The following is a 21,707-nucleotide window of genomic DNA, read 5'->3' as shown; positions in this document are numbered from 1 at the left end:
ACGCCCCGAAGGGACAACACCCCCATGTCATCGGCCAGTTCGCCCGCCAGAGCCTCGACCTCCAGCGAGGCCGGCGAGATCAACACGTACAAAGGACAGGAACGCGCCCTGCGGGCCGACCGCCTCGGCACGGCGGGCCTGCTGCTCTCCGTGCTGGCCGCCAGCGCCCCGCTGATGGTCGTCGCCGGTGTCATGCCCACCGTGTTCGGGGTGATGGGCATCGTCGGCCAGCCGCTGCTGTATGTCATCCTCGGCGTCGTCCTCATCCTGTTCAGCGTCGGCTACGCCGAGATGAGCCGCCACGTCCACAACGCGGGCGCCTTCTACGCGTACATAGCCCGCGGCCTCGGCTCCACCGCGGGCGCCGGGGCCTCGCTGACCGCCCTCGTCGCGTACAGCGCGATGCAGGTCGGCATCTACGGCATCCTCGGCTTCGAGGTCTCCGGGCTGCTCGCCGCCCATCTCGACCTGACCGTCGCCTGGTGGGTGCCCGCGCTCGCCGTCGCGCTCGCCGTCGCCGTACTGGGCTGGCTGAAGATCGACCTCAACGCCAAGGTCCTCGGCGTCCTCCTCGTCATCGAATGCGCCCTCGTCGTCGTCTTCGACGTCGCCGCGGTCGCCGAACCGGGCAGCGCGGGCATCTCCTTCAGCGCCTTCAACCCGGAGACCCTCAGCGGCGCGGGGCTCGGCACCGCGCTCTGCTTCTGCATCGCCGCCTTCACCGGCTTCGAGCAGTCCCCGGTCTACGCGGAGGAGACCAGCCGCCCGAATGTCGTCGTCTCCCGCGTGATGTTCCTCGCCGTCGGCTTCGTCGCCCTGTTCCTCGCCGTGGGGTCCTGGGCGCTCACCGTGGCCACCGGCCCCGGAGCCATCACCGCGCAGGCGGGCGAGCAGGGGCCGGGGCTGCTCTTCTCCCTCACGGAGGCCCGCCTCGGCGGCACCTTCACGGACGTCCTGCACGTCCTCTTCGTCACCGGCATGTTCGCCGCGCTGCTCAGCTTCCACAACGTCGTCGCGCGCTACGCGTTCGCCATGGGCCGTGAAGGGCTGCTGCCCGCCGCCTTCGGGCGTACGAACAAGACCAGTGGCGCGCCGGCCACCGGCTCCCTGCTCCAGTCGGCCGTCTCCGTGCTCACCATCGCCGCCTTCGCCGTCACCGACGACAAGCCGGCCGGCGACCCCACGGCCCCGGTGCTGCGCCTGTTCACCTGGATGGGCAACGTCGGCGCCTTCGGCGTCATCCTGCTGATGGCCGCCGCGTCCTTCGCCGTGATCGCCTTCTTCTGGCGCCGCGGCGCCGCGGGGGCGCAGATGTGGCGGCTCATCGCGTCGGGTCTCGCCGGCATCGCGCTCCTCGCGATCGCCGTCTACACGGTCAAGGACTTCGGCGTCCTGATCGGCGCGGGGCCCGACTCCTCGCTCAGCTGGATCCTGCCCGGGATCATCGGCGTCGCGCTGGTCGTCGGCCTGGTGTACGGGGCCGTGCTGAAGTCCGCCCGCCCCGAGGTCCACGCCCGTATCGGTCTGGGCAACGAGGCGTTCCGGCTGGAGCGCGCCGCCGAATCGGAGTCGGGCTCGGAGTCGGAGTCGGGGTCGGGGTCGGTGAACTCCGGAGTGTGACCGAAGTCTGACGGAAGTCTGACGGACACCCGCGGCCCCTGGATTCCCGCGGCCGCGGGTGCTCGAATCGACATGTGAAGGACCCGACCCCCTCTCCGGACACCCCGGACCCGGATGCCGAAGGCACGCCCGTCGGGCGCCGCCTCGTGCTCACCGTGCTCGGTCTCGGCGCCGCGGGCGTCGCCACCGCCCCGTATCTCCAGCGCGGCCTCGAAGCCTTCCTGGGCTCGGTCGCCGACAAGGACCCCACCCAGCTCACCGGGCTGCTCCCCAACGGCGGCGGCTTCCGCTACTACTCGGTCGCCGCGTCGGTGCCGCGCCGGAACGGGGCCGACTACCGGCTCACCGTGGACGGACTGGTCGAGCGCCCCGGCTCGTACACCCTGGACGCCCTGCGCGCACTGCCGCAGACCCGGGTCGTGCGCGACGTCCAGTGCGTCACCGGCTGGCGCGTCCCCGACACCCCCTTCCAGGGTGTGAGGCTGTCCGCGCTGCTGGACGCCGCGGGGGTGCGCCCCGAGGCCCGCGCCGTGCGGTTCACCTGCTTCGACGGCACGTACAGCGAGAGCCTCACCCTCGACCAGGCCCGCCGCGCCGACGTCCTGGTCTGTCTGCGCATGCAGGACAAGCCGCTCAGCCATGCGCACGGCGGCCCGGTGCGGCTCTATGTCGCGCCCATGTACTTCTACAAGTCCGCGAAGTGGCTCTCCGGGATCTCTCTGACCCGAGACGTGCAGCCGGGGTACTGGGAGGAGCGAGGCTATGACGTCGACGCCTGGGTCGGCAGGTCGAACGGCCGCGACGACACCCCCACCGTCTGAACCCTCCCCGCGGGTACGGCGGTTCAGCCGAGCCGAGCGCTGGGTGCACCGCACCACGGCCGCCCTGATGCTGCTCTGCGTCGTGACCGCGGCCTGTCTGTACATACCCGGCCTGGCCGAACTCGTCGGCCGCCGCCATCTCGTGGTCACCCTGCACGAGTGGTCCGGGCTGCTGCTGCCCGCACCGTTCCTGCTGGGGCTCGCCTCGCGTCCCTTCCGCAAGGACCTGGGCCGGCTGAACCGCTTCGGGCCGCACGACAGGCGGTGGCTGCGCGCCGCCCGCCGCAGGGACCACAGCCCGGGGGCGCGCCCGGCCGGCAAGTTCAACGCCGGGCAGAAGGTCTACGCGGCCTGGATCGCGGGCGCCGTGCTGGTGATGCTCGGCACCGGCCTGCTGATGTGGTTCACGGATCTCGCCCCGCTGGTGTGGCGCACCAGCGCGACCTTCGTGCACGACTGGCTGGCGCTCACCATCGGCCTCGTGCTCGTCGGGCACATGGGAATGGCGCTCGCCGACCCGGAGGCACGCCGTGGCATGCGCACCGGGTCGGTCGAGCGCCCATGGGCCCGGCGGGAACACCCGCTCTGGGATCCCGACAAGGACTGACCGCTACGGCAAGGACTGACCGCTGCTGCAAGGACTGACCACTACGGCAAGGACTGCCCGCTACGGCAAGGACTGCCCGCTGCAGCGCGGCTGCCGCTGCGGCTACAGCACGAGGGACAGCAGCAGCACGAAGACGATGCCGACCACGGAGATGATGGTCTCCATCACCGACCAGGTCTTGATCGTCTGGCCGACGTTCATCCCGAAGTACTCCTTCACCAGCCAGAATCCCGCGTCGTTGACGTGGCTGAAGAAGAGCGAACCGGCACCGATCGCCAGCACGAGGAGTGCGGCCTCGGCCGTGCCCATGTCGGCGGCGAGCGGGGCGACCAGACCAGCCGCGGAGATCGTCGCGACCGTGGCCGAGCCTGTCGCCAGCCGGATCGCCACCGCGATCAGCCAGGCCAGCAGCAGCGCCGGGATCGCCCAGTTCTTGGAGAAGTCCAGGATCATCTGGCCGACACCGATGTCGATCAGCGTCGTCTTGAAACCGCCGCCCGCGCCGACGATCAGCAGCACGCCCGCGATGGGGGCGAGGGACTTCTCGACGGTCGAGGCGATCCGGTCCTTGGTGAAGCCGGCGGCGCGGCCCAGCGTGAACATGCCGACGAGCACGGCCGCGAGCAGGGCGATCAGCGGCGAGCCGATGACGTCGAAGACCCGCTGGACATGGTTCTCCGGGTTGTCGACGACGATGTCGACGAGCGCCTTCGCCATCATCAGGACGACGGGCAGCAGCACCGTGGAGACGGTGGCGGCGAAGCTCGGCCGCTTCTCCAGCTCGTCGGAGGTGCGCTCGGCGGGGGTCTGGGGGGAGCCCCCAGAAGGGAGCAGCATGCCGTCGGGCGCCGGGATGTCGACCCAGCGGGCGGCGTACCGGGAGAAGAGCGGACCGGCGATGATCACCGTGGGGATGGCGACGACAAGGCCGAGCGCCAGCGTGACGCCCAGGTTCGCGCCGATGGCGTCGATCGCGACGAGCGGGCCGGGGTGCGGCGGAATGAGGCCGTGCATCACGGACAGACCGGCGAGCGCCGGGATGCCGATGCGCATCACGGAGTAGTTGCCGCGCTTGGCGACCATCAGCACGACGGGGATCAGCAGGACGATGCCGACCTCGAAGAAGAGCGGCAGTCCGATGATCGACGCGATCAGGACCATCGCCCACGGCATCGACCGTCCGCTCGCCTTCGCGAGGATCGTGTCGACGATCTGGTCCGCACCGCCGGAGTCGGCGAGCAGCTTGCCGAGTATCGCGCCGAGCGCGATGAGCACGCCGACGCTCGCGACGGTGGAGCCGAGGCCCGTGCTGAAGGACACGATGGTCTTGTCCAGCGGCGCCCCGGCGAGGGCGCCCAGTGCCAGCGAGCCGATGGTCAGCGCCAGGAAGGCGTGCAGCTTGAACTTGGTGATGAGCAGCACGATGACGGCGATGCCCGCCAGGACGGCGATGCCCAGCTGTGCGTTGCCCGCCGAGGTGATCGGTTCGGCGGCGCCCGCTGCCAGCATCTCGACGCTGAGACTGGTCACGGTGATTCCTTGGAAGCGTTGGTGGTGGGGGACTGGTCGAGCCGGCGCAGCGCGGCCACTGCCCGCTCGGTGATCTCTTCGGGCGTACCGGAGACGTCGACGGAGACGCCGGCCTCGTCCTCCTGCAGCGGCTGAAGGGTGGCGAACTGCGAGTCGAGCAGTGTGGTGGGCATGAAGTGCCCCTTGCGCTCCGCCATCCGCCGCTCGATGAGCGCGCGGTCACCGGTGAGGTGGAGGAAGACGGCGTCCGGGGCGGCCGCCCGCAGCCGGTCCCGGTACATGCGCTTCAGCGCGGAGCTGGAGACGACCCCGCCGAGTCCGGCCCTGCCGTGCGCCCACTGCCCGATGGCGTCGAGCCAGGGCTCGCGGTCCGCATCGTCCAGCGGCACACCGGAGGACATCTTGGCCACGTTGTCCGCGGGATGGAAGTCGTCGCCCTCGGCGTACGGGACGCCCAGGGCGTCCGCGAGCAGGGGACCGATCGTGGTCTTGCCGGTCCCTGCCACGCCCATCACGACAACCACGTGGGGGGTGCTCATTGGTGCCTCGCTGTCTTCGTCGACATCGGTACGACGGTGGCGACATCCGTTCGCCGTCGTGCCGTCGCGCTAATGAAACGCATTAGGTACGACGTATTCAAGAGGCTGAGACATAAACGTCATACTTTTTCTTGCCCGGGTCCCGGCCCGTACGCTTGCCCCATGAGCACAGAGGGCCACGGGCTGCACACACACGTACTCGACAGCCTCGGCCTGGCGATCACCGCGGGCGAGTACCCCCCGGGCAGCGTCCTGCGCACCGACGAACTGGCCCAGCGCTTCGACGTCTCCCGCACCGTCGTCCGCGAAGTGGTCCGCGTCCTGGAGTCGATGCACCTCGTCGAGTCCCGGCGCCGCGTCGGCGTGACCGTACGCCCCACCGAGCAGTGGAACGTCTACGACCCGCGCGTCATCCGCTGGCGCCTCGCCGGCGCCGACCGCCCCCGCCAGCTGCGCTCCCTCACCGTGCTCCGCTCCGCGGTCGAACCGGTCGCCGCCGGGCTCGCCGCCCGCAACGCCACCCCCGAGCAGTGCGCAGCCCTCACCGAGTGCGCCCTCGGCATGGTCGCCACCTCCCGCGGCCACCAGCTGGAGGGATATCTGAAGCACGACATCGCCTTCCACCGGATCGTGCTCAACGCCTCGGGCAACGAGATGTTCGCCCGGCTCGGCGATGTCGTCGCCGAGGTCCTCGCCGGCCGCACGCACCACCATGTGATGTTCGAGGACCCGGACCCGGCGGCCGTCACCCTCCATGTCAAGGTCGCCGAAGCCGTTCGCGAAGGCGACGCGGAAAGTGCCGAGCGTCTCACCCGGGAGATCGCCATCGGCGCCCTCCAGGAGTTGGACGTCCTCGCCCCCTGAAACTGCGGGCTTCGTGCGGCCGTATGGCACCCTTGCTTCACCCTGTCGAAACCTCTGAAATACCTCAGATATGTGTCGACGTGAGCTTGGCCACTGCCAAAATCGCAGGGTTGCCCCGACCATGAGCTCTCGGGCCCTCGTGCCCCATGGTCGACCGCGGTGACGACCCCTCACCCCGAGGGACACCCCGCCGGCATCCGACCGGGTACCGCACACCCCCTCACGAAGGCGAACACCTAGATGAGTGACCGCACCATGACTGCGGCCGATACAACCGTCGCCGGGCCTCCGGCAACGGGCACCCCCCACGTGGACGCCGGTGACGCCGGGTACCGCAAGGACCTCAAGTCGCGGCACATCAACATGATCGCCATCGGCGGCGCCATCGGTACGGGCCTCTTCCTCGGAGCGGGTGGCCGCATGGCCAACGCCGGCCCGTCGCTCTTCATCGCCTACGCCGTCTGCGGCGTCTTCGCCTTCTTCGTCGTGCGCGCGCTCGGCGAACTGGTGCTCTACCGGCCATCCTCCGGTGCCTTCGTCTCGTACGCCCGTGAGTTCATGGGTGAGAAGGGCGCCTACACGGCCGGCTGGCTGTACTTCCTCAACTGGTCGACGACCGCCATCGCCGACATCACCGCGGCCGCCACGTACGCCCATTTCTGGGCCATGTTCAGCGACGTCCCGCAGTGGATCCTCGCCCTCATCGCGCTCGCCGTGGTCCTCGCCGCCAACCTCATCTCGGTGAAGTACTTCGGCGAGATGGAGTTCTGGTTCGCGATCATCAAGGTCGGCGCGCTCGTCGCCTTCATGCTCGTCGGCATCTACCTCGTCGTCACCCAGCACGAGGTCGGCGGCCACACCCCGGGCCTGTCCACCATCACCGACAACGGCGGCATCTTCCCGCTCGGCGTCATGCCGATGATGCTGCTGATCCAGGGCGTCGTCTTCGCCTACGCCTCCGTCGAGCTGTGCGGCGTCGCCGCCGGCGAGACCGAGAACCCCGAGAAGATCATGCCGAAGGCGATCAACTCGATCATGTGGCGCGTCGGCCTGTTCTACGTCGGCTCGGTGGTGCTGCTCGCCCTGCTGCTCCCGTACACCGCCTACTCCGCCGACCAGAGCCCCTTCGTCACCCTCTTCGACAAGCTGGGCATCCCGGGTGCGGCCGGCGTCATGAACCTGGTCGTGCTCACCGCGGCCCTCTCCAGCCTGAACTCGGGCCTGTACTCCACCGGCCGCATCCTGCGCTCCATGTCGGTCTCCGGCTCCGCGCCGAAGTTCACCGGAGTGATGAACAAGGGCGGCGTGCCCTACGGCGGCATCCTGCTCACCGCGGGCTTCGGCGTCGTCGGCGTCTTCCTGAACTACGTCATGCCCGGTGACGCCTTCGAGCTGGTGCTGAACTTCGCCTCCATCGGCATCATCGGCACCTGGGGCATGATCATGGTCTGCTCCCTGCTGTTCTGGCACCGCTCCAAGGACGGCCGGGTCACCCGCCCGGGCTACCGGCTGCCCTGGGCCCCGTACACGCAGATCGTCACGCTGGTCTTCCTGGCGTCCGTCCTCGTCCTCATGTGGATGGACGGCGGCATCGGCCGCACCACCGTGAACTGCCTGCCCCTGATCGGGCTCGCGCTGGTCGGCGGCTGGTACGTGGTCCGCAAGCGCGTCGGCAGGATCGCCGCCGACCGCGAGGGCGCGGGCGTCGCCTGACGCACGTACCCCGGTACGACCGACGAGGCCCCTCTCCGGAGCGATCCGGCGGGGGGCCTCGCCCATGCCCGCCCACCGGGGGCATGGTGGTGCGGTACAGGTGTCGTACACACCTCTTCCGAGGAGGACTGCGATGGCGCAGCAGGTCCAGGGGGTCGTCGCCCCCGGCAGGAACGAGCCCGTCCAGGTGGTGGAGATCACCGTCCCCGATCCGGGGCCCGGCGAAGCCGTGGTCGGGATCCAGGCGTGCGGGGTCTGCCACACCGACCTCCACTACAAACAGGGCGGCATCAGCGACGACTTCCCCTTCCTGCTCGGCCACGAGGCCGCGGGCGTCGTGGAGTCCGTCGGGGACGGCGTCACCGATGTGGCCCCCGGCGACTTCGTCATCCTCAACTGGCGGGCCGTGTGCGGACGCTGCCGGGCCTGTCTGCGCGGCAGGCCCTGGTACTGCTTCGACACGCACAACGCCCGGCAGAAGATGACCCTCGCCGCGACGGGCACCGAGCTCTCCCCGGCCCTCGGCATCGGCGCCTTCGCCGAGAAGACCCTCGTCGCCGCGGGCCAGTGCACCAAGGTCGACCCGGCCGTCTCCCCGGCGGTGGCCGGCCTGCTGGGCTGCGGGGTGATGGCCGGCATCGGAGCCGCCGTCAACACCGGCGGCGTCGGCCGCGGCGACACCGTCGCCGTCATCGGCTGCGGCGGCGTCGGGGACGCCGCGATCGTCGGCTCCCGCCTCGCCGGGGCCGCCCGGATCATCGCCGTCGACATCGACGACCGCAAGCTGGAGACGGCGAAGTCCATGGGGGCCACCCACACGGTGAACTCCCGCGCCACCGACCCCGTCGAGGCCGTCCGCGAGCTCACCGGCGGCTTCGGCGCGGACGTCGTCATCGAGGCCGTGGGCCGCCCGGAGACGTACAAGCAGGCGTTCTACGCCCGCGATCTGGCCGGCACGGTCGTCCTCGTCGGCGTGCCGACGCCCGAGATGACGCTCGACATCCCCCTCCTCGACGTCTTCGGCCGCGGCGGCGCGCTCAAGTCCTCCTGGTACGGCGACTGTCTGCCGTCCCGCGACTTCCCCATGCTCATCGACCTCCACCAGCAGGGCCGCATCGACCTCGGCGCCTTCGTCACCGAGACGATCGGTCTCGGCGACGTCGAGAAGGCGTTCGCCCGCATGCACGAGGGAGACGTCCTGCGCTCCGTCGTCCTGCTGTGATCAGGCCGCGGTGATCATGCCGCTGTGATCGTGCCGCGGTGATCAGGCCGTCCAGGCGGAGAGGCGCAGCCGGCTCTCGAAGCGGCACACCCGGCCGGTGAGCGGATCCGTGAACTCCAGGACCCGCGCGAGCAACTGCAACGGCCGCGCGTAGTCGTCGGGACCGTCCTCCTGCACCACCGGGTACACCGGATCGTTGAGGAGGGGCAGCCCGAGGCTGTTCATGTGCACCCGCAGCTGATGGGTCCGGCCGGTCGCCGGCAGCAGCCGGTACCGGCCCAGGGCCCGGCCGGCCGATCCTGCCGGGCCGCCCGGCCGGCCGGGCCCCGTCCCGGTGCGATGCTCCAGCAGCTCGATCGTGCTTTCGCTGTTCGGCTCGCCCGCCACCTCGCGGGCCGCGTGGATCCCGCGCTCCTTCTCGATACGGCTGTGCACGGTCACCGGGAGCGCGAGCTCCGGGTCGTACGGCGCGACCGCCTCGTACTCCTTGCGCACGCGCCGGTCCCGGAACAGCGTCTGGTACGCGCCACGGTCCTGCGGCCGTACGACGAACAGCGCGAGCCCCGCCGTCAGCCGGTCCAGTCGGTGCGCCGGCTGGAGCTCGGGCAGCCCCAGGTCGCGGCGGAGCCGCGCCAGCGCGGTCTCGGTGATGTGCCGACCACGCGGCGTCGTGGCGAGAAAGTGCGGTTTGTCGGCGACCAGCAGACGCTCGTCACGGTGGACGATCCCGATCTCGAACGGCACGCGCTCCTCGGCGGCGAAATCCCGGTGGAACCAGAGATACCGCCCCGCGGCGTACGGCGCGTCCCCGGCCACGGGCCCCTCGGCCGCGACGAACCGCCCCTGCCGCAGCAGGTCCTCCACCCGCTCCGCCCCGAGCGCGCCGCCGTACCGCGCCACGAGGTGGTCCCGTACGGTCGCCCAGGCCCCGTCCGGATCGGCCGGCAGCCGTACGCGTACGGGGTCGATCCCGTCACGCTGCGGCAGCGGCGCCACGGGCGGCGCCGCCCGTCGTCTGCGTCCCACAGCTTCCGCACCTCACCGCCGCAGAAAGTCCGTACGAAAACAAAGAAACCCCAGCTCAGCTGGGGTTCTCTGGTGGTGTCCGAGGGGGGACTTGAACCCCCACGCCCGATAAAGGGCACTAGCACCTCAAGCTAGCGCGTCTGCCATTCCGCCACCCGGACCAGGTGTCTGTCTTCCGGCCCTGGGCCGTTCCGACGTGGAAAACCATAGCAAACATTCGGGGGTGCCCGATCACGCCCCCGGCCGCCGTACGGAGCCGCCCCGTGTGACGGCCGTGTGTCGGCTCACCGGCGCCCTTGGGCCCGGGCGGAGGGCGCGGGAGGATGAGGGAGGACCACCAGAGCGACGTGGAGGAAGCAGCGTGAGCGAGTCGAACACGGGCCGGACGATCTCCGGTGAGGACGAGGTCGTCGACCTCTGTCGTGACCTGATCCGGATCGACACCAGCAACTACGGCGACCACTCGGGCCCGGGGGAGCGGGCCGCCGCCGAGTACGTGGCGGAGAAGCTCGCCGAGGCCGGCCTGGAGCCGAGGATCATCGAGTCGCACAAGGGCCGCGCCTCCACGGTGGCGCGGATCGAGGGCGAGGACCCCTCGCGCCCCGCGCTGCTCATCCACGGGCACACCGACGTCGTACCGGCCGACGCGGACGACTGGACCCACCACCCCTTCTCCGGCGAGATCGCCGACGGCTGCGTCTGGGGCCGGGGCGCGGTCGACATGAAGGACATGGACGCGATGACGCTCGCGGTCGTACGGGACCGGCTGCGCAGCGGCCGGAGGCCCCCGCGCGACGTCGTGCTGGCGTTCCTCGCGGACGAGGAGGCGGGTGGCCTCTACGGCGCCAGGCATCTCGTCGACAAGCACCCGGAACTCTTCGACGGCGTCACCGAGGCGATCGGCGAGGTCGGCGGCTTCTCCTTCACCGTGAACGAGAACCTGCGGCTGTACCTGGTCGAGACGGCCCAGAAGGGCATGCACTGGATGCGCCTCACCGTCGAGGGCACCGCCGGCCACGGCTCGATGACCAACAACGACAACGCGATCACCGAGCTGTGCGAGGCCGTCGGCCGGCTCGGCCGCCACACCTGGCCGGTGCGGGTCACCAAGACCGTGCGGTCCTTCCTGGACGAGCTGTCCGACGCGCTGGGCACCCCGCTCGACCCGGAGGACATGGAGGCGACGCTCGCCAAGCTCGGCGGCATCGCCAAGATGGTCGGCGCCACGCTGCGCAACTCCGCCGCCCCGACCATGCTCGGCGCCGGCTACAAGGTGAACGTGATCCCGGGGCAGGCCACCGCGCACGTCGACGGGCGCTTCCTGCCGGGATACGAGGAGGAGTTCCTGGCCGATCTCGACCGGCTGCTCGGGCCGCGGGTCAAGCGCGAGGACGTGCACTCCGACAAGGCGTTGGAGACGAGCTTCGACGGTGATCTCGTGGACGCGATGCAGTCGGCGCTCCAGGCCGAGGACCCGATTGCGCGGGCCGTCCCGTACATGCTCTCCGGCGGCACCGACGCCAAGTCCTTCGACGATCTCGGCATCCGCTGCTTCGGCTTCGCGCCGCTGCGGCTGCCGCCCGAGCTGGACTTCGCCGGAATGTTCCACGGTGTGGACGAGCGGGTGCCGGTGGACGGTCTGAAGTTCGGTGTCCGGGTACTGGACCGATTCCTGGACGCGAGCTGACACGTCATGCTGACCCGGGCCGGGGAAAACCGCCCGATCTGCTGAAACGGGACTCCAACAATCGGCCAGGCGTACGTATTTGACTGAAACGAGTGAATGCGACGATACGCTAGTAGCCCCATTACTCCCTCCTCGTTACAGGGAGTGCGGTCCGCGGCTGGGATCGCATTGCCTACTAGGAGGAATAATGATCAAGAAGGTCGTCGCTGCTGCGGCTGTCACCGGTGGTCTGGTTCTCGCGGGTGCGGGGATGGCCGTCGCCGACTCGGGCGCTCAGGGTGCTGCCCTGCAGTCCCCGGGTGTGCTTTCGGGCAACGTCGTTCAGGCGCCCATCCATGTGCCGGTGAACGTCTGCGGCAACACGATCTCCGTGATCGGGCTGCTGAACCCCGCCTTCGGCAACACCTGCATCAACGAGTGACGTTGCGTCTTGCCCAGTGAGGGCTGATCCCGGCGGCCCCGGAGTGCGCGCCAAGCACCTCCGGGGCCGTCCGCATTCCACCCCCCGGCGAGGCGCCTGGGGGTAATCCGGAAGTCAGAAGGCAGGAAGTAGCTATGCGACAGGTCACTCGCAAGGGCCTGATCACGGTGGCGGCCGCGAGCGGCGTACTCGTCCTCGGCGGCGGCTACGCACATGCGCACGGAGGCGCGGACGCCCGTGGGGGCGCCGCGAATTCCCCGGGTGTGCTTTCCGGGAACACGGTCCAGGCCCCGGTGCATGCCCCGGTCAATGTCTGCGGCAATACCGTGAACGTCATCGGGTTGCTGAACCCCGCGTTCGGGAACAGCTGCACCAATTCCGGTTCCTCGAATCACGATGGGGGCGCCCACGCCGAGGGCGCGACGTCGAACTCGCCCGGCGTCGCCTCCGGCAACACCGTCCAGGTTCCGGTGCATGCCCCGGTGAACGTCTGCGGCAACAGCGCGTCGGTCGTCGGCTTCGGCAACGGAGCGCTCGGCAACGACTGCAAGAACGGACCGGACGGGCCGGGTGAGCCCGGGGAACCCGGAGAGCCCGGTGAGCCTGGGGAACCCGGAGAGCCCGGTGAGCCTGGGGAACCCGGTGAGCCCGGTGAGCCCGGTGAGCCGGGTGAGCCCGGTCAGCCTGGAGAACCGGGTGAGCCCGGTCAGCCGGGAACGCCGATCGAGCCGTCGGTCCCGAACACCCCGGACACCGACACCGTCACCCCGCCCAGGGCCACGGACGAGCTCGCGCAGACCGGAGCCGGTTCGCTCGGGTACGTGATCCCCGCGAGCGCCGGGCTGCTGCTCGGCGGTGTGATCCTCTACCGCAGGGCCCGCGCCTCCGCGTAAGCGCGTCGTGACAGAACGGAGCGGGCCCGCAACAGCGGGCCCGCTCCGTCCTTCGTGCAGCAGAATCTCACCAAGTGGCGCGTACCTGACGGATGATGCGCCGGCGCAGGCGCACCTTACGGCTGCCGTCCCGGCGGAGACTCAGTCGGTCCAACTCCCAGTGTCCGTACTCGGCGTGGTCGGTCAGCAGACGGGTCGCCTCCTTGCGAGAGACCCCGCGTGGCACGTACACGTCGACAAATTCGTATTCCGGCATCGCATCTATTGTGCGGGCAGAGCCCCGGTACGGATAGCGTCTGCCCTATGTCTGATGCATCCGCTCCTGCGCAGCCCACGGCTGCCGAGGTTCGCGCCGCCGCCGAGGCGGTCAAAGCCGCGCTGGACCGTCACCTCGAAGCGGTGGAACGCCGCACGGGAGAGGACGACCCGGCGGTGTACGCGGCGTTCAATGCGCTGGCCGCCGCGGCCGAGGCCTACGACGAACGCCTCTACGACCGCTATGACGAGGTCACCCCCTTCGAGATCCCCGGGGCGGACGATTCCCTCCCGCCCTACGCCGGTCCCGAGGAGCCGAACGCCCTGAGCGTGCTCATCCGCCGCGACTACGCCGTGGCCGAGCCCCAGCGACTGCTCGCCCAGTCCCAGCGCATCGCCGACCTGGACCGGGACGACGACACCTCGGACCGGGCGGGTGCGGTCGTCGGCACGAGCGTGCACGCCGCGCTCGGCGTGCTCTTCGGAGAGTACGAACCAGACGAAATCGCCTCCCGTCACAAGGAGTTCGGCCTGGAGGAGGGCGACTCGACCCTGTGGGTGTCCGCCTCGGACGAGCTGCCCGAGCCCGGTGAGTGGCTGAGCACCCCCTTCGACCAGGCGGACCCCGAGCGGGTCGTCTGCCGCTTCGACGTCAGTTCGGTCTTCGACGAGGACGACCTGGACGAGGACGACGAGGTCCTCTCCAGGGGCTGACGTCCTCGAACCCTCGAACCCCCGAATCCCCCGTCGCCCTGCTCGGGGCCCCCGGCAACGGGTGCCCGGGCAGGGCGACGGCATGCCGGGGTCCGTCCGTCGGGCAGGCCCCGGCGCCAGGAGCTGCGGTTCCCGGCCGTCCGGCCTCCGGGGCAGGACACGGCGGCACACCGCGCGTGCCGGGCGGCGCGCTTCCGGTCGGGTGGACGGAGGCGGCGTCGAGGGCCGTGCCGTCGTCGGCCACACGGTGGCAGGCGCCCTGCGCGGGGGCCGAGACGGCGCGGCGGGACCGCCCCCGCCGTGCTCGTCGGGTCAGTCGCCGGAGGTGGCGAGCAGGCCCTCCAGGAGGGGCCTCAGCCGAGTCGTGCGTTCCTGCGCGGGGATCTCCGCGACGGCTCGGGGCAGGGCCTGCTCCACCCCGTGGACGACGGAGAGGTGGCGCTCGGCGCGGCTGAAGGCCGTGTGAACCCAGGGACGGCTCAGGGCCTGCGCGGCGTCGCCGGGGAGCACCGCGACCACGGCCGGCCAGCGCATCCCGGCCGCCTGGTGCGCGGTGAGCGCCCAGCCGTGCCGCAGCGCCGAGGCCACCCGCTCCTTCGGGACGACGACGGGCGTGCCCTCGCAGTCGAGCCGCAGCCCTTCCGCGTCCGCGGAGACCACCGTGCCGCAGACGGTCCGCCCCGGCGACGGGACGTACGCGACCCGGTCGCCCGGATCGAAGCCGCCGAACCGGCCCGGGCCGGGGTTGAGCCGCTCTTTCAGCGCCGCGTTGAGCGCACGGGTGCCCGCGGAGCCGCCGTGGCCGACCGTGATCACCTGGGTCTGCTCGGCGGGAATGCCGATCGCCCGCGGCACCGAGTCCGCGACCAGCTGGACCGTACGGTGCACGGCCTCGCCCGCGTCGCGGACCGGGACGATCACGACCTCCTTGCCCGGCGCCTCCACCTGGTTCAACTCGCCGATCCCGATGCCGGAGACCAGCTCGCCGATCGGGCCGGGGTCGGGCGTGCGGGACGCGACATGCGGGCACACCCGGGCGGCCAGCACATCGGCGAACACCCGCCCCGCGCCTGCCGACCACAGCACGCCCGGGTCACCGCTCAGCACCAGCCGGCCGCCGTCCGGCAGCGACTCCGCGAGCATCGCGGCGGTCTCGACGTCGAGTTGCGGCGCGTCGAGCACGGCGAGCAGGTCCAGGGCGAGCGCCCCGTCCTCGTCCCGGCCCGGGCCCTGTGTGCCGGACAGCAGCCCGTGCACGGTGACGGCGTCGGCGCCCAGCCGGCGCCGCCCGTTCTCGCTGTGGACGGCGACCACCGCGCGCAGGCCGTGCGCACGCGCGGCCTCGACGACGGCCACGGGCTCCGCGCGGGCCGCCTCACCGCCGGTGTGCAGGACGAGCCCGTGCCTGCCGGCGGCCCGGACCAGCTCCGGTCCGTCCCAGCTGTCGTCCGGGCCGGTCCTGATCAGCCGGGCGAGGCCGTCCGCGAGGCTCTCCTCCGCCAGCGCGTACCGGTCGAGCCCCAGCAGGACGGGCACCTCGGGGGCACGCTCAGCGTCACCGCCGGCCTCGTCCTCGGTGTCGGCACGGTCGTCCAGGCCGTCCTGGAACACCAGCACCGCGCCCTCGGCGATCGCGTGCTGGAGCGCCCCGTCGGGGTCGGGCACGGAGCGCCCGCCGAGCGCCTTGCGCACGGCCGACGATTCCAGGGCCGTGTGCCCCTGGAGCGCCGCCTGCTCCAGCAGCCAGGACACCAACGCGTCCGTGCGCCGCTCGTCACCCGGCCCGCACTCCGCGCCGAGCAGCGCCCGGGCGAACCCGTCGGCCTGCTCCGGCCGCATCCCCGGCACGGCCAGCAGCCGCCACGGGTCCCCGCGCAGCGCCTGCGCGGCCTGCTCCCCGAGCACCTCGGCGACGCGCTCCGCGAGCTCCTCGGGCGCCCCACCCGCCACGAGCACCTCCAACACGGCGGCCACGGCCCCGGCGTCCGGCTGCCGCGGGGCCCGCTCGGGCTCCGGCACCCTGGACCGCTCCGGCGACGGCACGGAGGACGGCGCCGGGCGGCGCGGTGCCGTGGGCGCCTCGAAGAAGGAGGCCCCCGGCTTGCTGCCGCTCTCCACGGCCTTCACGGCCGCCAGCAGATCGGCGGCGGTGCCGCTCAGCTTCGCGCCGGCCTCGATCGGCCCGCCCTTCTCCGCCTTGCGCTGCTCGATCCGCGCCCGCAGCTCCCGCTGCGCCGCCAGCTCCGCCTGCGCCTCGGACACATCACCGCCGTCCGCGGCCTCGCTGTCCGGGGTCTTGCCGTCCGTCGGCTCGCGATCCGCCGACTCCCCGTCCGCGGACGGGGACGGGGACTGTGCGGACTCGCCGTCCGACTCGCTCTCCTCGCCGGGCCCGCCCGGAGCCGAGTCGTCGGCGGGCGGCGCGGGCTCGGCGCTCGTCGCGGCGAACGCGCCGCCCTCGCGCTCGTCGGCCGGGGATCCGGGGGTCGCCCCGGGAAGCGCAGTCACAGCGTGCTCCAGTCCTGATCGGGATAGCGGTGCACGGGCGCCGACACATCGTCGAGCGCCTGGCAGATCTCGTCAGGAAGACTAAGGGTCTCCACTGACAACGCCGCCGCGAGCTGCTGCGCGGTGCGCGCGCCCACGATCGGGGCCACCACGCCGGGGCGGTCGCGGACCCACGCCAGCGCGACCTCCAGCGGAGTCGTCGTCAGGCCGTCCGCCGCCGTCGCCACCGCGTCCACGATGCGGCTCGCCGCTTCGTCCAGATAGGGCTCCACGAACGCGGCCATCAGCTCCGACGCCCCGCGCGAGTCCACCGGTGTCGCGGTGCGGTACTTGCCCGTCAGCACGCCCCGCCCGAGCGGTGACGAAGGCAGCAGCCCCAGGCCCAGGTCCAGCGCCGCGGGCAGCACCTCCCGCTCGACCCCGCGCTGCAGCAGCGAGTACTCCATCTGTGTGCTCGCGAGGCGGGTCCGTATGCCCGGCGCGGCGAGCTGCCACGTGGCCGCCTTCGCCAGCTGCCAGCCGCAGAAGTTCGACACCCCCGCATAGCGCGCGCGGCCGCTGCTCACCGCGATGTCCAGTGCCTGGAGCGTCTCGTCCAGGGGCGTCAGCGGGTCGTAGGCGTGGACCTGCCAGAGATCGACGTGGTCCGTGCCGAGCCGCTCCAGGGATGTGTCGAGCGCCGACAGCAGATGCCCGCGCGAGCCGTCGAAGCGGCGGTCCGGCTCCAGCACGCTGCCCGCCTTCGTCGCGATGACGAGATCGCGCCGCGGCACGAGCCGCTCGACGAGGCGCCCGAGCAGGTACTCCGCTTCGCCGCCGCCGTACACATCGGCGGTGTCGACCAGCGTGCCGCCCGCCTCCCAGAAGACCTTCAACTGGTCGGCGGCGTCGTGCTCGTCGGTGTCGCGGCCCCACGTCAGAGTGCCGAGTCCGATCCGGGACACCCGCAGGCCGGTGCGGCCGAGTTGCCTCTGCTCCATGGGCGCGAGATTACTGGCCACGGCCCAACCCCGAGCGACCCTGTGGACAACTCGCGCGGGAACGGCCGCCGAACCCCGGCCCGATCACTCCTGACGGATCCCCGACCGCCGCGCTAGAGTCCCGCGACAAGGAACGTTACTCATCGGTAAGGGGAGCGGTATGCGGCTCGGCATCAATCTCGGCTACTGGGGCGCGGGCATGGACGGCGACAACCTCGCCGTGGCGCAGGAGGCGGACCGCCTCGGCTACGACGTGTGCTGGGCCGCCGAGGCGTACGGCTCCGACGCCCCGACCGTGCTCGCCTGGGTTGCCGCCCAGACCGAGAGCATCGACGTCGGCTCCGCGATCCTCCAGATCCCCGCCCGCCAGCCGGCCATGACGGCGATGACCGCGGCCACCCTCGACTCGCTCTCCGGCGGCCGCTTCCGCCTCGGCCTCGGCGTCTCGGGCCCGCAGGTCTCCGAGGGCTGGTACGGCGTCACGTTCGACAAGCCGCTCTCGCGCACCCGCGAGTACGTCGAGATCGTCCGCCGGGCGATGTCCCGTGAGCGCCTCACGTACGAGGGTGAGCACTGGACCCTCCCGCTGCCCGGCGGTCCGGGCAAGCCGATCAAGCTCACCGTGCACCCGCAGCGCGAGCACATCCCGCTGTACATCGCCGCCATCGGCCCCAAGAACCTGGAGCAGACCGGCGAGATCGCCGACGGCGCCCTGCTGATCTTCCCCTCCGCGGACCACCTCGAGGACACGGCCATCCGCCACATCCGCGCGGGCCGCGAGAAGGCCGGGAAGTCCATGGACGGCTTCGACGTGTGCCCGACCGTCCCGCTCGCCGTCGGCGACGACGTCGCGGGGCTCGCCGACATGTTCCGCCCGTACACAGCGCTGTACGTCGGCGGCATGGGCAGCCGCAAGCAGAACTTCTACAACCAGCTCGCCCGGCGCATGGGTTACGAGAAGGAGGCCGCGGAGATCCAGGACAAGTACCTCGCGGGCGACAAGGACGGCGCCGCGGCCGCCGTACCGCACCAGCTGATCGACTCGACGACCCTGCTCGGATCCGTCGAGCGGATCGCCGAGCGGATGCAGGCGTACGCCGCGGCCGGTGTGACGACGCTGACCCTCGCCCCCGCGGGCTTCACGCTCGACGAGCGCCTCGCGGCGCTGCGCGCCGGGACCGACGCCCTGGAGCGCTCCGGCCTCGCCTGAGCCGTGTCCTCCAAGCCCCGTCCGCTCTTCGAAGCCTGCGGCCGTGGTGGGGGCTCGGGGGGCATCCCCGCCACGGCCGTCAGGACTCCTAACGCGCCACACGCCCCGCGGTCACGCCTCCCGGCGCCCGTGCATACCGCCCCACTCCTTCTTTCGGCGGATTTGTCCGACGGAGATGTTGCCGGTCCCGTCCGTGCGCACTTGACTCGTTCTTTGCGGACGCCTGACCGGGTGACCCCCGACTGGAGGTGGCAGTGATGCTCTCGGCCCGAAGCCTGTTCCAGGAGATCCTCGACAACGACGACTCCTACCGGCTCTTCTGTTCGATCGCGGCCAGCGGCGAGGCCCAGGGCGGCTGGGAGAACGGCCGGATCGCCTCTCTCGTGCCCGAGTCGATGCGCGCGCTCGCCCCCAAGATCACCCGGCACGGCGCCGACGAGGACAAGCACGGCCGGATCTTCAACGCCCTCCTCAGGAAGCGCGGCCTCGACCCGGTGCCCGTCCCGCCCGAGACCGACTACACGATGCTGCTGGAGAAGCAGGGCATCGGCCTCGCCCACGAGAAGCTGCGCCGCGACGAGCCGCTCACCGAGAACGACATCCTCGTCTACCTCTCGCACAGCCGGGTCACCGAGCAGCGCGCGGCCGACCAGATGGACATGCTGGTCAAGTACTTCGGCGAGCACCCCGAGGTCGGCAAGGCCATCAGGCAGATCTGCAACGACGAGGACAACCACCTGGCCTACTGCCACGAGGAGTTGCTCCGGCTGGCCTACGCCGGCCACGGACGCACCATCCAGCGCACCCTGCGCGAGTCGGCACTGGCCGAGATCGCCGTCTACCGGGACGTCAGTCTCGCCGTCATGTCCCACATGGGCAGGGTGCTGAAGTGGCCCAGGGCCAAGTCCGCGGTGCTCGCCGCCGGCATCCACGCGATGTACGCGTACGAGCGCGCCGGCGGCTGGCGGCGCATGGTCAGCCTGACCATGCCCGAGCGGCGCGACGCCCTCGGCGGCCCCGCGACGACGGCAGCCGTGGTCTGAGGGGTGCCCGGGACCACCGGACACCCAGCCCCGCCTGATCCGGCCTGATGCGGCCTGAACCGGACGGATCAGGACCACAGGCCCTCGGTCGTGTCGTCAAAGTCCCGTCTGCCAGGCGGCGTCCGGCACGCTCCCCCAGAGCTCGCGCCTGGGAGGTGCCCCCACCCCCGTAGCCCTTCGGGCACGGGAGGTGCCCCCACTGCACGGACTTCCTCCTCGCCTGGCGATCGCACGCACCAGACGCCGCCGGGCCCGCCCTTCGCGCGGACCACAAACCCTAGAGCCAGCCGCGGCGCCTGAAGAGCCGGTGCAGTCCGATCACCGCCACGGCCATCAGCACGATCACCGCCGGATACGCCCACCACCACGTCAGTTCGGGCATGTGCTCGAAGTTCATGCCGTAGACCCCCGCGACCAGCGTCGGCACGGCCACCATCGCGGCCCAGGCCGAGATCTTCCGCATGTCGTCGTTCTGCCGTACGCCCATCTGCGCCAGATGCGCCGACAGGATGTCCGTGAGCAGCCGGTCCAGCCCCTCCGCCTGCTCGTTGGCACGGGTCAGATGGTCGTGGACGTCCCGGAAGAAGGGCTGCGAACGCTCCTCCACGAAGGGCACGCCCGCGCTCGTGAGCCGCGCCATCGGAGCCGCAAGCGGCACGGTCGCCCGCCGGAACTCCAGCAGTTGCCGCTTGAAGTTGTAGATCTTGGCCGCGGTGTTGCGGGGGTCGCCTCCGGTGGGCGCGAAAACGGCCTCCTCCACCTCCTCCATGTCCTCCTGGAGCTCGCCGGCGACCTCGATGTAGTGGTCGACCACGGCATCGCTGACGGCGTAGAGGACGGCCGTCGGGCCGTGCCGGAGGACGCTCGGATCGGCCTCGAGCCGGAGCCGTACGGCGTGCAGCGGGGCACTCTCGCCGTGCCGGACCGTCACCACGAACGAGTCGCCGAGGAAGAGCATCACCTCATCGGCGGAGACGGCATCGGCCTCCGGTTCGTACACGACCGGCTTGAGGACCATGAAGAGCGAATCCTCGAACACCTCCAGCTTGGGCCGTTGGTGGGCCTTGAGCGCGTCCTCGACCGCCAGCGGATGCAGCCCGAACTCGCTGCACACGAGGTCGAACTCGTCCTCGGTCGGTTCGTGGAGGCCGACCCACAGGAAGGCGTCCCCGGTCGCACGCGCCTCGTCGAGCGCGTCGGAGTAGTCGTCCAGGCCCTCGGTGCGGCGCCCTTCCCGGTAGATGGCGTAATCGACGATCACGGCGCGCATTCTTCCGCGCACGGCGGCCGGTCGCATGTCGCGGCCGCCGGCGACCACGCCGTGCCCGGTCCGGTGCCGACCGCCTACGCTGGCGGCCATGGCCACGTTGATCCTCGTACGCCACGGACGGTCCACCGCCAACACCGCCGGAGTCCTCGCGGGCTGGACGCCCGGTGTCGCGCTCGACGAGCGCGGCGCCGTGCAGGCCGCGGCGCTGCCGGGGCGGCTCGCCGGGGTGGAGCTCGCAGCGGTCGTCACCAGCCCGCTCCAGCGCTGCCTGGAGACCCTCCAGCCGCTCCTCGACCGGCGCCCGGGACTCGCGCTGCACACCGACGAACGGATCGGGGAGTGCCACTACGGCGCATGGTCGGGCCGCAAGCTCGCCGAACTCGCCGACGAGCCACTGATGGAGGTCGTCCAGCGCCACCCCTCGGCGGCGGCCTTCCCGGGCGGCGAGTCGATGCGGGCGATGCAGGCCCGGGCCGTCGACGCCGTACGCGACTGGAACGCGCGGATCGAGCAGGAGCACGGCGAGGACGCGGTCTACCTGATGTGCTCGCACGGCGACATCATCAAGTCGCTGGTGGCGGACGCACTCGGGATGCATCTCGACCTCTTCCAGCGGCTGCACGTCGAACCGTGTTCCGTGACCGCGATCCGGTACACCCGGGTGCGCCCCTTCCTGCTGCGGCTCGGGGACACCGGTGACCTGGAGATGCTCAGGCCGCGCAAACCGCAGGAAGAGGGCGCGGACGGGACGGCGGTGGTCGGGGGCGGTGCGGGAGCACCGTGA

Annotated in this window: 20 protein-coding genes and 1 tRNA gene; 13 read left to right on the top strand and 8 right to left on the bottom strand. The window is 71.4% G+C overall.

Going from position 1 to position 21,707, the window contains the following annotated elements:
• The first annotated feature begins 24 nt into the window (after window positions 1-24).
• The 3 genes from KK483_RS05700 to KK483_RS05690 all read left to right on the top strand — a co-directional run bounded on the left by KK483_RS05700 (window position 25) and on the right by KK483_RS05690 (window position 3,048).
• Window positions 25-1,620, top strand: coding sequence for an APC family permease (locus KK483_RS05700; RefSeq protein WP_262004114.1), 1,596 nt, complete (start codon window positions 25-27; stop codon window positions 1,618-1,620).
• 74 nt (window positions 1,621-1,694) lie between these two features.
• The gene (locus KK483_RS05695; RefSeq protein WP_262004113.1) at window positions 1,695-2,441 is read left to right on the top strand and encodes a molybdopterin-dependent oxidoreductase; all 747 of its coding nucleotides are present in this window, start codon (window positions 1,695-1,697) and stop codon (window positions 2,439-2,441) included.
• Entirely contained in the window at window positions 2,383-3,048 is a 666-nt protein-coding gene (locus tag KK483_RS05690) for a cytochrome b/b6 domain-containing protein (protein ID WP_262004112.1), read from the top strand. Before KK483_RS05695 ends, KK483_RS05690 begins: the two co-directional genes overlap by 59 nt.
• Window positions 3,049-3,150: 102 nt before the next feature.
• Here the strand turns inward: KK483_RS05690 and KK483_RS05685 are convergent, their stop codons facing one another.
• Window positions 3,151-4,578, bottom strand: a complete 1,428-nt coding sequence (locus tag KK483_RS05685; RefSeq protein WP_262004111.1) for a GntP family permease — start codon at window positions 4,576-4,578, stop codon at window positions 3,151-3,153.
• Window positions 4,575-5,117, bottom strand: coding sequence for a gluconokinase (locus KK483_RS05680; RefSeq protein WP_262004110.1), 543 nt, complete (start codon window positions 5,115-5,117; stop codon window positions 4,575-4,577). Before KK483_RS05680 ends, KK483_RS05685 begins: the two co-directional genes overlap by 4 nt.
• Window positions 5,118-5,279: 162 nt before the next feature.
• On the opposite strand from KK483_RS05680, the gene KK483_RS05675 reads away from it, so the two are divergent.
• The 3 genes from KK483_RS05675 (at window position 5,280) to KK483_RS05665 (ending at window position 8,916) form a co-directional block, all read left to right on the top strand.
• A complete protein-coding gene (locus KK483_RS05675; RefSeq protein ID WP_262004109.1) occupies window positions 5,280-5,981 on the top strand; it encodes a FadR/GntR family transcriptional regulator in 702 nt (233 codons plus the stop codon).
• Between the two features lie 240 nt (window positions 5,982-6,221).
• Complete coding sequence (locus KK483_RS05670) at window positions 6,222-7,694, top strand: amino acid permease (protein ID WP_262004108.1); 1,473 nt, start codon at window positions 6,222-6,224, stop codon at window positions 7,692-7,694.
• Window positions 7,695-7,827: 133 nt separating this feature from the next.
• Window positions 7,828-8,916, top strand: coding sequence for an S-(hydroxymethyl)mycothiol dehydrogenase (locus KK483_RS05665; protein ID WP_262004107.1), 1,089 nt, complete (start codon window positions 7,828-7,830; stop codon window positions 8,914-8,916).
• A gap of 42 nt (window positions 8,917-8,958) precedes the next feature.
• On the opposite strand, the gene KK483_RS05660 is transcribed toward KK483_RS05665, so the two are convergent.
• Complete coding sequence (locus tag KK483_RS05660; protein WP_262004106.1) at window positions 8,959-9,942, bottom strand: pseudouridine synthase; 984 nt, start codon at window positions 9,940-9,942, stop codon at window positions 8,959-8,961.
• 73 nt (window positions 9,943-10,015) lie between these two features.
• Window positions 10,016-10,103, bottom strand: a tRNA-Leu gene (locus tag KK483_RS05655).
• 200 nt (window positions 10,104-10,303) lie between these two features.
• Here KK483_RS05655 and KK483_RS05650 point away from each other — a divergent pair.
• From KK483_RS05650 to KK483_RS35275, 3 genes are all read left to right on the top strand, one after another.
• Window positions 10,304-11,629, top strand: a complete 1,326-nt coding sequence (locus KK483_RS05650) for a M20/M25/M40 family metallo-hydrolase (RefSeq protein ID WP_262004105.1) — start codon at window positions 10,304-10,306, stop codon at window positions 11,627-11,629.
• A 187-nt stretch (window positions 11,630-11,816) separates the two neighbouring features.
• A complete protein-coding gene (gene chpH, locus KK483_RS05645; RefSeq protein WP_262004104.1) occupies window positions 11,817-12,050 on the top strand; it encodes a chaplin ChpH in 234 nt (77 codons plus the stop codon).
• 134 nt (window positions 12,051-12,184) lie between these two features.
• Window positions 12,185-12,943 carry a chaplin gene (locus KK483_RS35275; RefSeq protein WP_313878273.1) on the top strand — a complete coding sequence of 253 codons (759 nt, stop codon included), beginning with the start codon at window positions 12,185-12,187 and terminating at the stop codon, window positions 12,941-12,943.
• 67 nt (window positions 12,944-13,010) lie between these two features.
• Here KK483_RS35275 and KK483_RS05630 read toward each other — a convergent pair whose 3' ends face one another.
• Window positions 13,011-13,199, bottom strand: a complete 189-nt coding sequence (locus KK483_RS05630; protein WP_175410115.1) for a DUF5703 family protein — start codon at window positions 13,197-13,199, stop codon at window positions 13,011-13,013.
• A gap of 47 nt (window positions 13,200-13,246) precedes the next feature.
• On the opposite strand from KK483_RS05630, the gene KK483_RS05625 reads away from it, so the two are divergent.
• Window positions 13,247-13,912, top strand: a complete 666-nt coding sequence (locus tag KK483_RS05625; RefSeq protein WP_262004103.1) for a hypothetical protein — start codon at window positions 13,247-13,249, stop codon at window positions 13,910-13,912.
• 312 nt (window positions 13,913-14,224) lie between these two features.
• Here KK483_RS05625 and KK483_RS05620 read toward each other — a convergent pair whose 3' ends face one another.
• Together KK483_RS05620 and KK483_RS05615 are read right to left on the bottom strand one after the other, a co-directional pair.
• Complete coding sequence (locus KK483_RS05620) at window positions 14,225-16,420, bottom strand: helix-hairpin-helix domain-containing protein (RefSeq protein WP_262004102.1); 2,196 nt, start codon at window positions 16,418-16,420, stop codon at window positions 14,225-14,227.
• Window positions 16,417-17,400 (bottom strand): aldo/keto reductase, encoded by a 984-nt coding sequence (locus KK483_RS05615; protein WP_262004101.1) that lies wholly within the window; start codon window positions 17,398-17,400, stop codon window positions 16,417-16,419. The genes KK483_RS05620 and KK483_RS05615 overlap by 4 nt, the downstream gene beginning before the upstream one ends.
• Window positions 17,401-17,560: 160 nt before the next feature.
• On the opposite strand from KK483_RS05615, the gene KK483_RS05610 reads away from it, so the two are divergent.
• Both KK483_RS05610 and KK483_RS05605 read left to right on the top strand, forming a co-directional pair.
• Entirely contained in the window at window positions 17,561-18,610 is a 1,050-nt protein-coding gene (locus KK483_RS05610; RefSeq protein ID WP_262004100.1) for an LLM class F420-dependent oxidoreductase, read from the top strand.
• A 257-nt stretch (window positions 18,611-18,867) separates the two neighbouring features.
• Window positions 18,868-19,653, top strand: a complete 786-nt coding sequence (locus tag KK483_RS05605; protein WP_262004099.1) for a ferritin-like domain-containing protein — start codon at window positions 18,868-18,870, stop codon at window positions 19,651-19,653.
• 277 nt (window positions 19,654-19,930) lie between these two features.
• Here the strand turns inward: KK483_RS05605 and corA are convergent, their stop codons facing one another.
• Entirely contained in the window at window positions 19,931-20,923 is a 993-nt protein-coding gene (gene corA, locus KK483_RS05600; RefSeq protein ID WP_262009355.1) for a magnesium/cobalt transporter CorA, read from the bottom strand.
• Window positions 20,924-21,011: 88 nt separating this feature from the next.
• Between corA and KK483_RS05595 the strand changes: the two genes are divergently transcribed.
• Complete coding sequence (locus KK483_RS05595; protein WP_262004098.1) at window positions 21,012-21,707, top strand: histidine phosphatase family protein; 696 nt, start codon at window positions 21,012-21,014, stop codon at window positions 21,705-21,707.

It is taken from the genome of Streptomyces sp. FIT100 (assembly GCF_024584805.1).
Taxonomy (GTDB): domain Bacteria; phylum Actinomycetota; class Actinomycetes; order Streptomycetales; family Streptomycetaceae; genus Streptomyces.
Note: the sequence above shows the minus strand (reverse complement) of the source record. Positions and strands in the feature narration are given on the sequence as shown.

Excerpts from the sequence above, each read along its gene's own strand:
- KK483_RS05700 (WP_262004114.1), top strand. The coding sequence starts at position 25 with ATGTCATCGGCCAGTTCGCCCGCCAGAGCCTCGACCTCCAGCGAGGCC.
- KK483_RS05690 (WP_262004112.1), top strand. The coding sequence starts at position 2,383 with ATGACGTCGACGCCTGGGTCGGCAGGTCGAACGGCCGCGACGACACCC.
- KK483_RS05680 (WP_262004110.1), bottom strand. The coding sequence starts at position 5,117 with ATGAGCACCCCCCACGTGGTTGTCGTGATGGGCGTGGCAGGGACCGGC.
- KK483_RS05675 (WP_262004109.1), top strand. The coding sequence starts at position 5,280 with ATGAGCACAGAGGGCCACGGGCTGCACACACACGTACTCGACAGCCTC.
- KK483_RS05670 (WP_262004108.1), top strand. The coding sequence starts at position 6,222 with ATGAGTGACCGCACCATGACTGCGGCCGATACAACCGTCGCCGGGCCT.
- KK483_RS05665 (WP_262004107.1), top strand. The coding sequence starts at position 7,828 with ATGGCGCAGCAGGTCCAGGGGGTCGTCGCCCCCGGCAGGAACGAGCCC.
- chpH (WP_262004104.1), top strand. The coding sequence starts at position 11,817 with ATGATCAAGAAGGTCGTCGCTGCTGCGGCTGTCACCGGTGGTCTGGTT.
- KK483_RS35275 (WP_313878273.1), top strand. The coding sequence starts at position 12,185 with ATGCGACAGGTCACTCGCAAGGGCCTGATCACGGTGGCGGCCGCGAGC.
- KK483_RS05630 (WP_175410115.1), bottom strand. The coding sequence starts at position 13,199 with ATGCCGGAATACGAATTTGTCGACGTGTACGTGCCACGCGGGGTCTCT.
- KK483_RS05625 (WP_262004103.1), top strand. The coding sequence starts at position 13,247 with ATGTCTGATGCATCCGCTCCTGCGCAGCCCACGGCTGCCGAGGTTCGC.
- KK483_RS05615 (WP_262004101.1), bottom strand. The coding sequence starts at position 17,400 with ATGGAGCAGAGGCAACTCGGCCGCACCGGCCTGCGGGTGTCCCGGATC.
- KK483_RS05610 (WP_262004100.1), top strand. The coding sequence starts at position 17,561 with ATGCGGCTCGGCATCAATCTCGGCTACTGGGGCGCGGGCATGGACGGC.
- KK483_RS05605 (WP_262004099.1), top strand. The coding sequence starts at position 18,868 with ATGCTCTCGGCCCGAAGCCTGTTCCAGGAGATCCTCGACAACGACGAC.
- corA (WP_262009355.1), bottom strand. The coding sequence starts at position 20,923 with ATGCGCGCCGTGATCGTCGATTACGCCATCTACCGGGAAGGGCGCCGC.
- KK483_RS05595 (WP_262004098.1), top strand. The coding sequence starts at position 21,012 with ATGGCCACGTTGATCCTCGTACGCCACGGACGGTCCACCGCCAACACC.